Raw genomic sequence first — 12,201 nt, 5'->3', positions numbered from 1 at the left:
AAATTCCTTGTTAAAGATTGCGCGAAATAACCATGCGCTGAATATCGCTGGTGCCTTCGTAAATCTGGCAGACGCGCACGTCGCGGTAGATGCGCTCCAGCGGGAAGTCGTTGAGGTAACCGTAACCGCCGAGGGTTTGCAACGCCATCGAGCAGACCTTTTCGGCCATTTCCGAAGCAAACAGTTTGGCCATCGACGCCTCGACCAGTGCCGGTTGCCCACTGTCACGCAGGGCCGCCGCGTAATGCACCATCTGCCGGGCGACGGCGATTTGCGTGGCCATATCGGCCAAGCGAAACGCCACGGCCTGGTGCTCGATGATCGGCTTGCCGAAGGTGTCGCGCTCTCGGGCGTAATCACGCGCAGCTTCGAATGCCGCGCGGGCCATGCCCACCGACTGCGAAGCGATGCCGACGCGGCCGCCTTCAAGGTTGGCCAAGGCGATCTTGTAACCCTCGCCCTCTTCGCCCAAGCGATTGGCCACCGGCACTTTGACGTCTTCGAAGAGAATCTGGCAGGTGTCGGACGCGTGCTGGCCGAGCTTGTCTTCAACGCGAGCGACTTTGTAACCCGGTGAATCGGTCGGCACGATAAACGCAGTGATGCCGCGTTTGCCTGCACTCGGATCGGTCACCGCAAACACAATCACGATCCCGGCGTTTTGCCCGGAGGTGATGAACTGCTTGCAGCCGTTCAGCACATAGTGATCGCCTTCCAGCCGTGCGCGGGTTTTCAGGCTGCTGGCGTCGGAACCGGCTTGCGGTTCGGTCAGCGCAAACGCGCCGAGCATGGCGCCGCTGGCCAGCGGCTTGAGGAAACGTTCGCGCTGGTCGTCGTTGCCGAACTTGAGGATCGGCACGCAGCCGACCGAGTTGTGCACGCTCATGATCGTCGAGCAGGCGCCATCGCCGGCGGCGATTTCTTCCAGGGCCATGGCGTAGGCCAGGTAGCCGGTGTCGCAACCGCCCCACTGCTCCGGCACGAGCATGCCGAAGAAGCCCAACTCAGCCATCTCGCCGATGGCTTCCTTGGGGAAACGGTGCTCGCGATCCCACTCGGCGGCGAACGGCTTGAGGCGTTCCTCGGCAAACTGCCGGGCCATGTCACGGATCTGGGTTTGGTCTTCGTTGGGAATCATGGTGAATCCTTAAAATCCGGTTTACCACAACCCCCTGTAGGAGCTGCCGCAGGCTGCGATCTTTTGATCTTGATCTTAAATACAAGATCAAAAGATCGCAGCCTCGTTGCACTCGTCAGCTCCTACAGGGGGAGTGAGTTTAGTAGAGGCATTCCACGGCCATGGCCGTGGCTTCACCGCCGCCGATGCAGATCGCCGCGATGCCGCGTTTGAGCTTCTTCTGGCGCAGCGCCGAGAGCAATGTCACCAGAATCCGCGCACCCGAAGCGCCGATCGGATGGCCCAGCGCACAGGCACCGCCATGCACATTAAGCTTGTCATGGGGAATTTCCAGGTGAGTCATCGCCGCCATGCCCACCACGGCAAACGCTTCGTTCACTTCGAACAGATCGACGTCACCCAGCGACCAACCGGTTTTCTTGATCAACTTCTTGATCGCACCTATCGGCGCCACCGGGAACAGGCCCGGGGTATCAGCGAACGCGGCATGCCCATGAATCACCGCCAACGGTTTCAGCCCGAGTTTCTGTGCCTGCGACTGACGCATCAGCACCAGCGCCGCCGCACCGTCGGAGATTGAACTGGAGTTCGCTGCTGTCACCGTGCCGCCTTCGCGGAACGCCGGTTTCAGCGAGGCGATCTTGTCCAGTTTGGCTTTCGGCGGCTGCTCGTCGTGGCTGATCAGCACCTGCTCTTTGCCGACAGTCACGGTCAGCGGGACGATTTCGTCCTTGAAGCTGCCGTCCTTGATCGCCTGCTGCGCGCGGGTGGTCGAGGCGATGGCAAAGGCGTCCTGCGCCTCACGGCTGAAGTCATTGGTTTCGGCGCAATCCTCGGCGAAGGTGCCCATCAGGCGGCCCTTGTCGTAGGCGTCTTCGAGGCCGTCGAGGAACATCGAGTCAAGCACGCGGCCGTGGCCCATGCGGTAACCGGCGCGGGCACGATCGAGCAGATACGGCGAGTTGGACATGCTTTCCATACCGCCGGCGATCACCACATCGGCGCTGCCCGCAACCAGCATGTCGTGGGCCAGAATGGTGGTTTCCATACCCGAGCCGCACATCTTGTTGACGGTGGTGCAACGGGTCGACTTATCCAGCCCGGCACCCAGCGCAGCCTGGCGCGCAGGTGCCTGACCGAGACCGGCGGGCAACACGCAACCGAACAGCACCTCGTCGACGGAGTCACTGGCAACACCGGCGCGTTCAACCGCAGCCTTGATCGCCGCAGCACCGAGTTGCGGCGCGGTGAGGCTTTTCAGTTCGCCCTGGAAGCCGCCCATGGGCGTGCGCACAGCGCTGACGATAACAATCGGATCGTTGGAAATAGTCATGACAAATCCTCTTACTTGGCGGCCATGCGCAAGGCGCCGTCGAGACGGATCACCTCGCCGTTGAGCATGCTGTTTTCGATGATATGCCGAACCAGTGCAGCGTATTCGGCGGGCTTGCCCAGGCGCGGCGGGAACGGTACGCCGGCGGCCAGCGAGTCACGGACTTCCGGGGTCATGCCGGCCATCATCGGCGTTTCGAAAATACCTGGAGCGATGGTCATTACGCGGATGCCGAAACGCGCCAGTTCACGGGCGGCTGGCAAGGTCAGGCTGGCAATCGCGCCTTTGGAGGCAGAGTAAGCCGCTTGGCCGATCTGACCGTCGAACGCCGCGACAGATGCAGTGTTGATGATCACACCGCGTTCGCCATCGGCATTTGCCTCGGATTCGGCAATCGCGGCTGCGGCCAGACGCAGCATGTTGAAGCTGCCGATCAGGTTGACGTTGATCACCTGGGCAAAACTGCTCAGCGCATGCGGGCCGTTCTTGCCGAGGATCTTCTCGCCACGCACGATGCCGGCGCAGTTGACCAGACCGTTGACGCTGCCAAACGCGGCGACGGTCGCTTGCACGGCGGCTTCGGCGGCGGCTTCGTTGCTGATATCCGCGACCACGCTTTGTGCGCCGAGACGCTGAGCCTGCGCGGCGACCGCTTCGGCGTTCATGTCCACCAGCATCACTTTGGCGCCGGCACTCACCAGCAATTCAGCGGTGGCCGCACCGAGGCCGGATGCGCCGCCAGTGACGATAAAAACCTTGTTCTCGATCTGCATGACTGTAGTTCCTGATCTTCAAGCTGAAACGTTATGCGCCGCGGCCTCTTGAGCCTTGGCGATTTCCTGGTTGCGCAAGATAAAGCGCTGCAATTTGCCACTCGGGGTCTTGGGCAACTCGCTGACAAATTCGATTTCACGCGGGTACGAATGCGCGGCCAGACGCTTGCGCACCTGTTGACGCAGCTCCTCCGCGAGTTCTGGGGCAGCGCGGTATTGCGCACTGAGCACGACAAAGGCTTTGACCAGTTCGGTGCGCTCCGGATCGGGTTTGCCGACGACCGCCGCCTCGACCACCGCAGGGTGTTCGATAAGTGCGCTTTCCACGTCGAACGGGCCGACGCGGTAGCCGGAGGTGGTGATCACGTCATCGCTGCGGCCGACGAAACTGATGCTGCCGTCCGGATTCCATTCCACGGTGTCGCCGCTGAGGTAGTAGTCGCCGACGAAGGCCTTGGTCGGCGCGCCTTCGTAACCACCGAACCAGCACATCGGTGATTGCGGTCGGTCGATGGCAAGAATGCCGGGCTGGCCGACACCGAGTTCTTTGTACTGATCATCGAGCACAACGATGCGGTGGCCCGGCGAGGCGAAACCGGCGGCGCCGACGTGAACCGCGTGGTCGAGGCCATGGTGGTTGCACAGGACCATGCCCAGTTCGGTCTGGCCGTAATGGTCGTGGATGACCACGTCGAGGTTGTCGGCGAACCAGCGAATCACTTCCGGGTTCAGCGGCTCGCCGGCGCTGCTGACGATGCGCAGCTTGCCTTTGATCGACTTGGCGAACTCGTCACCGCCGGCAATCAGCAAACGATAAGCCGTCGGCGAACCGGTGAGGTTGGTGATGCCGTACTTGTTGATCACCCGACAGGTGCTTTCGAGGGTAAACGGGCCATCGTAGAAGGTGATCGGGTGGCCCATCGACAACGGCCCGGTGACGCCGAAATAGATGCCGTAGGCCCAGCCCGGATCGGCAACGTTCCAGAATGAATCTTCCGGGCGCAGATCAACGGCGTCGCGGGTATAACTCTGGAAGGCGACGATGGCTTTCAGCGGTACCGACAGCGCTTTCGACGGGCCGGTGGTGCCCGAGGTGAACATCAACAGAAACGGGTCTTCGCCGGTCAGCAGCACCGGTTCGCAAACGTTGGAATAATTGGCCAGTTCGGCCCAGAAACTGAAATCGCCACGGACGATGCCCTGACCTTTGGCGCCGCCGACGGTGACGAGGGTCGGGCAATCGGCGATTTCAGCGAGTTTCGGCCGGTTGACCGCGTCTGTGACCACGACTTTGGCGCCGGAGCTGTTCAGGCGATGTTCGAGGGCTTTGGGGCCAAACGCGGTGAACAGCGGCTGATACACCGCGCCGATGCGCCAGGTGGCGAGCACGGTGATGAGCAATTCGATATTGCGTGGCAGCAGGCCGGCGACTTTGTCGCCCTTCTGCACGCCCTGGGCGAGAAGGAAATTGGCGAAACGCGCGGCTTTGTCCTGCAGATCGCTGAAGGTGTACGTCGCACTGGCGCCATCGCGACCTTCCCAGAACAGCGCGATGCGCCCGGGCAAGGCGTGGCGGTCGCAGCATTCGACGCAGGCGTTAAGCGCCTCCAGCGTGCCGCTGAGCGCGGCTTCCACGGTGTGCTGATAGTTGAACTGTTTGGTGGCAGACAAGTAATCGCGCATTGCCAGAATCCCTCTGTGTTTTTATTAGGCTGGGAACCGTAAACAACAGAGGGATAGTCGCGCTGTGGGGCAGCGCCGGCAATGGTCAAAGCCATCAACATGGCTGACTGGTTTGGCCAAGGTTCAAGTTTTGCCGATCGTTCCCACGCTCCGCGTGGGAATGCAGCCCCGGACGCTCTGCGTCCACTTAAGAATTGGAACGCGGAGCGTCCCATGAGGCATTCCCACGCGGAGCGTGGGAACGATCAAGCGGCGGGATGTGTTGGGTCAGACAACCTCATTCAAAATCAGCGTCCGGTAATGCCCCGGATTCGACCCCGACCACTTGCGAAACGCCTTGTAAAACGAGCTCGCATCGGCAAACCCCAACCGCGCCGCAATCTCGACAAAACTGATCGAAGGCTCCGCCAGCCAGACGATCGCCAACTCCTTACGCACGCTGTCCTTGAGGCCTTGATACGTCTGCCCTTCTTCCGCCAAGCGTCGGCGCAAAGTCGAGGCCGACATGCACAACTGCTGCGCCAACGCCTCGGTTTCCGGCCACTGCTCGGCAGGCAGTTGCCGCAAATCCTGCTTGATCCGACTGGCCAGGCTTTCCGGGTCGCGGTACTTGACCAGAATGTTGGCCGGGGCGTGGGCGAGAAAGCGTTTCAATTCCTCGGCGGTGCGCTTGATCGGCAAATCGAGGCAATCGGCAGAAAAGATCATCCGCGTGCGTGGCCGATCGAACCGCAGGTTCTCGGAAAACATCACCCGGTAGTCATCGGTGAAGTCCGGTTCAGGGCAGCGCAATTCAATCGCCAGAATCGGAATCCGCCGCCCCGCCAGCCAGCAGGCGACGCCGTGGACGATCATCCAATAGGTGAAATAGGTGAAGGCGCGGCGCGGTTCCGCGTCGTCCTCCAGCAGCACGATTTCCGCCAGACTTTGCTGGTGCACCAACTGCGCCGGCATGCGCTCCAGCATCAACGACAGAAAGCTCAGGCCAGTACTCAAAGCCGCCGCCAGCGTCGGTTGCGCCATTGCGCTGCGACAGAGGAATTCGAGGCTGCCGGACTTGAGCTTGCGCGGGTCCATGCCAAAGAACTCGTCATCGCCCCGTCGAGCCAACAGCCGCCAGAGCTTGGCGTACTGCGAGGCCGGCACCCGGCCCTGCGCGGTTTGCAGCAGCGCCGGCGCAATGCCGACCTTGCTCAAGACTTCGTCCGTGGCCACGCCCGGCGCGCAACTTTGCAACAGCGCTTCACGCACCAGTTGAACGGCGATGGTGTCTTTTTCCGACATGGAGCGCGGTGAACCTTGTTGTTTTTTAATTGGCAGGCATCTTACCTCAAACACCACAAATCCCATGTAGGAGCTGCCGAAGGCTGCGATCTTTTGATTCCAAAAAACCAGGATCAAGAGATCGCAGCCTTCGGCAGCTCCTACAGAGTTCCGGTGTCACCCGCATGAGAATGGTTGTTCTTTAACTTGTTCAGCTTCTGTTCAGGTTTGTGTCAATGATTGTCATGTGAGAATGGTTGTCATTATGTTACAACTTGTAACCTCTACAAATGACTTACTGGACACCGAATGCTCGTTCCCTTTCTGATCATGCTGCGCGAAGGCATTGAAGCCGCGCTGATCGTTGGCATCATCGCCAGTTACCTTCAGCAAACCGGCCGTGGCCAGTGGATGCCTGCGGTGTGGATCGGGGTTTTCCTCGCCGCTGCCCTCGCCCTGCTGGTCGGTGGTGGCCTGGAACTGGTCAGTGCCGAATTCCCGCAAAAACAGCAGGAGCTGTTCGAAGGCATCGTCGGTCTGGTCGCCGTGGCCATTCTCAGTTCCATGGTGTTCTGGATGCGCAAGGTCGCGCGTTCAATCAAGCATTCGCTGCAAGCCTCGCTGGATCATGCGCTGACTTCTTCGAAACATCAGGTCATCGCACTGATCGCCATGGTCTTTTTCGCCGTCGCCCGTGAAGGCCTGGAAACGGTGTTCTTCCTGCTCGCGGTGTTCCAGCAAAGCGAAGGCCCGGGCGCGCCGATCGGTGCCCTGCTCGGGCTGATTCTGGCGATCATCGTCGGCTTCCTGATCTACAGCGGCAGCATGCGCCTCAACCTTTCGGCGTTCTTCAAGTGGACCGGCCTGTTCATTCTGGTGGTCGCCGCCGGGATTCTCGCCAATTCCGTGCAGGCCCTGCATGAAGCCGGGCTGTGGAATCACCTGCAAACGGTGCTCTTCGACTTCAGCGCGACGCTGCCGATGGATGGCCCGTTGGGCTCGGTGCTAGCCGGCATGTTCGGTTATCAGGATGCGCCGACCGTCAGCACCCTAGGCGCGTATCTGCTTTATCTGCTGGTGGCACTGGTGATGCTCTTCATCCCAGCGCCCAAGCCTTCCACGCAAACGTCTTCCGTTTCCAGCCAATAAGGGCATTCATGTCAAAGCCTAATACTCCTCAGGCCTCCCCTCCCCGCGCCTTGCGCTGGGCGGTGGCCGGTTCGGTGGTGGTGATGATCGCCGCCGGCGGTCTGTTTTATTACGCCTCGAAAATGGCCGCAGCCAAGCGTCAGCACAACCACGATGAAGTGGTGGTGAATATTCATCCGGGCAGCTGCGAGCCGAATGCCCTGACGGTGCCGGCCGGCCGCGCCAGTTTCCGCATCGTCAACCGCTCCGAGCGCGCCGTGGAATGGGAAATTCTCGATGGTGTGCTCGTCGTCGAAGAGCGCGAAAACATCGCGCCGGGCCTGAGCCAGGTGATCAACGCCAATCTGCAACCGGGCGACTACGCGATCACTTGCGGTTTGCTGAGCAACCCGCGCGGCACCTTGCATGTGACGCCAACTGCCGCGTCTGACGCAGCGGCCAAAGCCAAACCATCGATGGTCGCCTTCGTCGGGCCGCTGTCGGAATTCCGAGTGTACCTGGCCAGCCAGAGCAGCGCGCTGATCAAAGCCGTGACCGCTCTGAATCAAGCCATTGAAAGCGGTGACTTGAGTCAAGCTCAGGCGCTGTACCTGCCGGCCCGCGCGGCGTATCAGCGTCTGGCCCCGGCTGCCCAGCGTCTGGCTGAACTGGACAACAACATCAACGCCCGCGCCGATTACTTCGAAAAACGCGAGCAGGATCCGGCCTTCGTTGGTTTCCACCGCATTGAGTACGCACTGTTCCAGCAGCGCAAACTCGACGAACTGACACCGGTCGCCCAGCGCCTGCTCAGCGACGTAACCGCGCTCAAACAGCAACTGCTCGCGCAGAGTCTGCCGCCAGAGCAACTGGTCAACATCGTCGTGCGCAACCTCAACACCTTGGCCGACGTGCGCGCCGCCAGTGGTGAAGAAGAACGCTACAGCCACAGCGACCTCAACGGTTTCGCCGCCAACGCGCAAACCGCACACAAAGTCGTCGATCTGCTACGGCCAATGCTGACCAAGTCGGCCGCCGATCTGTTGCCGAAAATCGACGCCGCGCTGACCGATTTCGATACCACGCTGGATAGCTTCAAGAACCAGGACGGCTACGCCAGCTACGACGCCATCAGCGGCGCACAACGCAAGCAGATTGCCGACAAGGCGCAGGCTCTGGCCGACGCACTGGATGGCATCGATCCCGCCCTCGGCCTCTCCGGCCTGTAAGCAGAAGACCCGTTCCCGATGAAAGATACCGAATCCCTCAACCTGCAACGCCGCCGTGTCCTGATGGGCATGGGCGCCGCCGGTGTCGCCCTCGCCGGTTCCGCGCTGAGCTGCCCGGCGATGGCCGCCGCGCCGGCGCAAGTCACCGAAGCACCGAGCAGTGACAAGACCGAAGACCGTCACGATTTCCACGGCGTCCACCAGACTGGCATCGTCACCCCGCGCCCGGCCTCGGGCATGCTGGTTTCGTTCGACGTATTGGCCGGTGATCGGGAAGACCTGGAGCGGCTGTTCCGCACCCTCAACGAGCGCATCGCGTTCTTGATGAAGGGCGGCCCGGTCGCGCAGATCGATCCGAAACTGCCACCGCCGGATTCCGGCATTCTCGGCCCGAACGTGACGCCGGACAACCTGACCATCACCGTTTCCGTTGGTGAGTCGCTGTTCGACGAACGCTTCGGTCTGGCCGACGCCAAGCCCAAACGCCTGCAACGCATGGTCGGTTTTCCTAATGACGCGCTGGAAGCCGACTGCTGCCACGGCGACCTGAGTTTGCAGTTCTGCTCGAACACCGCCGACACCAACATCCACGCCCTGCGCGACATCGTCAAAAACCTCCCCGACCTGCTGCTGGTGCGCTGGAAGCAGGAAGGCAGCGTACCGCCGCAAGCCCCGGCGAAACCGGGTGTGCCAGCGCAATCGGCGCGCAATTTCCTGGGGTTCCGCGATGGTTCGGCCAACCCCGACTCCAACGACAGCAAAGCCATGGATCGTTTGGTCTGGGTACAACCGGGCAGCGATGAACCGGCCTGGGCTGCCCACGGCAGCTATCAAGCGGTGCGGATCATCCGCAACTTCGTCGAGCGCTGGGACCGCACGCCGCTGCAGGAACAGGAAGGCATCCTCGGTCGGGTGAAAACCTCCGGTGCGCCTATCGGCGGCAGCCACGAAAGCGAAGTCCCGGATTACAGCAAGGACCCGGCGGGCAAGCTGACCAAACTCGACGCGCACATACGTCTGGCTAATCCGCGCACCGCCGCGAGCCAGGCCAATCTGATCCTGCGCCGGCCATTCAACTATTCGAATGGCGTGAACAAGAACGGCCAGCTCGACATGGGCCTGCTGTTCATCTGTTACCAGGCCGATCTGGAAAAAGGCTTCATCACCGTGCAGACCCGCCTCAACGGCGAACCGCTTGAGGAATACCTCAAACCGGTCGGCGGCGGGTACTTCTTCACCCTGCCGGGTGTCACCGGCGACAAGGATTTCATCGGTCGCTCGCTGCTCAACGCCACACAACCGAAAACAGCCGCATAAAACAACATCCCAACACTGGAGCCGCCCCCATGAAAAAGACGCCACTCGCGCTATTGCTGACCCTTGGTTTGCTCAACACCCCGCTGTCGGCGTTCGCCGCGACAGCACCGCTGGATCTGGTGGGGCCGGTTTCGGACTACAAGATTTACGTCACCGAGCAATTGGACGAACTGGGCAGCCACACCCAGCAATTCACCGATGCGGTGAAAAAAGGCGATCTGGCCACCGCGCAAAAGCTCTACGCACCGACCCGCGTTTACTACGAGTCGATCGAGCCGATTGCCGAGCTGTTCAGTGACCTCGATGCGTCCATCGATTCGCGCGTCGACGACCACGAGAAAGGCGTGAAGGCTGAAGACTTCACCGGTTTCCACCGCATCGAATACTCGCTGTTCTCGGAGAAAAGCACCCAGGGTTTGAACGAGTTGGCGGACAAACTCAACAGCGACGTCAAAGACCTGCAAACCCGCGTTGCCGGCCTGACCTTCCCGCCGGAGAAAGTCGTCGGTGGTGCTGCTGCACTGTTGGAAGAAGTCGCCGCGACCAAGATCTCCGGCGAAGAAGATCGCTACAGCCACACCGACCTGTACGACTTCCAGGGCAACATCGACGGCGCGAAGAAAATCGTAGATTTGTTCCGTCCGCAGATCGAAAAGCAGGACAAGGCGTTTGTAGCGAAGGTCGACAAGAACTTTGCCTCGGTCGACAAGATTCTGGCCAAGTACAAGACCAAGGACGGTGGGTTTGAGACCTATGACAAGGTGAAGGATAACGACCGTAAAGCGCTGGTCGGGCCGGTGAATACACTGGCGGAAGACCTGTCCACGTTGCGTGGCAAGCTGGGTCTGAATTAAGTTTTTTAGCGTCTGGCCTGGCCCCTTCGCGAGCAAGCTCGCTCCCACATTTGGAATGCATTTCCCTGTGGGAGCGAGCTTGCTCGCGAAGGCATTTTCAGCCACACAAAATAATCTGAAGGTTTACAAAATCCGGTAGAGCAACCGCTCAATCCGCACCCGACTCACCCGCTTGAGAAACTTGGCCACCCCGGCCGGGTACTCCGGCAACGTCTCCAGACTCTGAAAGCTGTCGATCCGCGTCGTATGGCGGAAAATCTCCTCCAGTTCCTTCGCCCGCGGCTCCAGCCATTCCCCTTTCGGGTCATCGATCAACAACGCATTTTCCAGATCCAGACGGAACGCCCGTGGATTGAGGTTGTTGCCGGTCAGCAGCGTATAGCGCTGATCGACCCACATGCCCTTGAGGTGATAGGTGTTGTCACCATCACGCCACAGGTGCAGGTTCAACTGGCCGCTGTCGATGTTGCGCTGATGCCGTTTGGCGAAGCGGCGCAGGCTAATCTCGTACAGATACGGAAGCGCGGCGATCACCTTGAACGGCTCGCTCGGCGGGATATAGAAGTCGTTGGCGGTCTTGTCGCCAACAACGATATCGATCTTCACGCCACGGGCCAGCGCGCGGTTGATCTCGCGGATCACGCCGAGCGGAAGATTGAAATACGGCGTGCAGATGGTCAGCTGCTTTTGCGCGCTGGCGATCAGTTCGAGAATCGCACGGTTCAACGGGTTGTTCTTGCCGACGCCGAGCAACGGCGTAACTGACAGGCCATCTCGGGCAGTGCTGCCCGTGGCGGTGTCGTAGGTCGCGTATTTCAGGCGGCTGCGCAGGTCGCCGATGTCGTTGCGCAGGCTGCGCGTGGTCGGCAGGTCCGGCAGATCGAGGCGGTGCACCGCTTTCGATTCGATCAGACCGTGCTTGACCAGGTGATGCATCGAGTCGGCCAGCTCATGGCTTTGCAGCACGTGGTAGCGGTCGAATCGGTACTTGTCGAACTTGTGCAGGTAGACGTTGTTCAGGCTCGCGCCGCTGTAGACCACGCAATCGTCGATCACAAAGCCCTTCAAATGCAGCACACCGAACAACTCGCGGGTCTGCACCGGCACGCCATACACCGGCACTTCGCTCTGGTGCGTGCGGGTCATTTCCTGGTACCACGCCGAGTTGCCCGGCTGCTTGCCGGCGCCGATCAGCCCGCGCTGGGCGCGTAACCAGTCGACGACCACGGCGATTTCCAGCTCGGGACGCTTGAGCTTGGCGGCGTGGAGTGCATCGAGAATTTCCTGACCGGCTTCGTCTTGCTGCAGATACAGCGCAACGATGTAGATACGCTGGGTCGCTGCAGCGATTTTCTCGAGCAGGCAACGACGGAATTCAGCGGCGCCGGACAGAATGGTCACGGCCTCGGCGGTCAGTGCAAAGCTGCGCAGTTTGGGCAGCAAGGAACGTTTGAAAAGCAACGGCATAGGGCTCGCAATGGGT

The 12,201-nt window shown here is 60.8% G+C and carries 10 protein-coding genes; 4 read left to right on the top strand and 6 right to left on the bottom strand.

Annotated elements, in window-relative coordinates; all coding sequences use genetic code 11:
• Positions 1-10: 10 nt before the first annotated feature.
• The 5 genes from ACZZ0G_RS26635 to ACZZ0G_RS26615 form a co-directional block, all read right to left on the bottom strand.
• Positions 11-1,138, bottom strand: a complete 1,128-nt coding sequence (locus tag ACZZ0G_RS26635) for an acyl-CoA dehydrogenase (protein WP_007918873.1) — start codon at positions 1,136-1,138, stop codon at positions 11-13.
• A 139-nt stretch (positions 1,139-1,277) separates the two neighbouring features.
• Positions 1,278-2,471 (bottom strand): acetyl-CoA C-acyltransferase, encoded by a 1,194-nt coding sequence (locus ACZZ0G_RS26630; protein WP_463558194.1) that lies wholly within the window; start codon positions 2,469-2,471, stop codon positions 1,278-1,280.
• Between the two features lie 11 nt (positions 2,472-2,482).
• A complete protein-coding gene (locus ACZZ0G_RS26625) occupies positions 2,483-3,244 on the bottom strand; it encodes an SDR family NAD(P)-dependent oxidoreductase (protein ID WP_397480604.1) in 762 nt (253 codons plus the stop codon).
• Between the two features lie 18 nt (positions 3,245-3,262).
• Positions 3,263-4,927 carry an AMP-binding protein gene (locus ACZZ0G_RS26620; protein WP_463558193.1) on the bottom strand — a complete coding sequence of 555 codons (1,665 nt, stop codon included), beginning with the start codon at positions 4,925-4,927 and terminating at the stop codon, positions 3,263-3,265.
• 267 nt (positions 4,928-5,194) lie between these two features.
• Entirely contained in the window at positions 5,195-6,211 is a 1,017-nt protein-coding gene (locus ACZZ0G_RS26615; protein WP_463558192.1) for an AraC family transcriptional regulator, read from the bottom strand.
• Positions 6,212-6,499: 288 nt separating this feature from the next.
• Between ACZZ0G_RS26615 and efeU the strand changes: the two genes are divergently transcribed.
• The 4 genes from efeU to efeO (ACZZ0G_RS26595) are packed head-to-tail and all read left to right on the top strand — an operon-like array spanning position 6,500 to position 10,718.
• A complete protein-coding gene (efeU, locus tag ACZZ0G_RS26610) occupies positions 6,500-7,339 on the top strand; it encodes an iron uptake transporter permease EfeU (protein WP_463558191.1) in 840 nt (279 codons plus the stop codon).
• An 8-nt stretch (positions 7,340-7,347) separates the two neighbouring features.
• Complete coding sequence (efeO, locus tag ACZZ0G_RS26605; RefSeq protein WP_463558190.1) at positions 7,348-8,547, top strand: iron uptake system protein EfeO; 1,200 nt, start codon at positions 7,348-7,350, stop codon at positions 8,545-8,547.
• An 18-nt stretch (positions 8,548-8,565) separates the two neighbouring features.
• Complete coding sequence (gene efeB, locus ACZZ0G_RS26600; protein ID WP_463558189.1) at positions 8,566-9,864, top strand: iron uptake transporter deferrochelatase/peroxidase subunit; 1,299 nt, start codon at positions 8,566-8,568, stop codon at positions 9,862-9,864.
• A 29-nt stretch (positions 9,865-9,893) separates the two neighbouring features.
• On the top strand, positions 9,894-10,718 hold the full coding sequence (gene efeO / locus ACZZ0G_RS26595) for an iron uptake system protein EfeO (protein ID WP_463558188.1): 825 nt from the start codon (positions 9,894-9,896) through the stop codon (positions 10,716-10,718).
• A 123-nt stretch (positions 10,719-10,841) separates the two neighbouring features.
• Here efeO (ACZZ0G_RS26595) and pssA read toward each other — a convergent pair whose 3' ends face one another.
• On the bottom strand, positions 10,842-12,185 hold the full coding sequence (pssA, locus tag ACZZ0G_RS26590; RefSeq protein ID WP_463558187.1) for a CDP-diacylglycerol--serine O-phosphatidyltransferase: 1,344 nt from the start codon (positions 12,183-12,185) through the stop codon (positions 10,842-10,844).
• Between the last annotated feature and the right edge of the window lie 16 nt (positions 12,186-12,201).

Source organism: Pseudomonas sp. AC169, assembly GCF_979258515.1.
The sequence above is the reverse complement of the archived record's forward strand: the minus strand, read 5'-3'. Positions and strand labels throughout refer to the sequence as shown.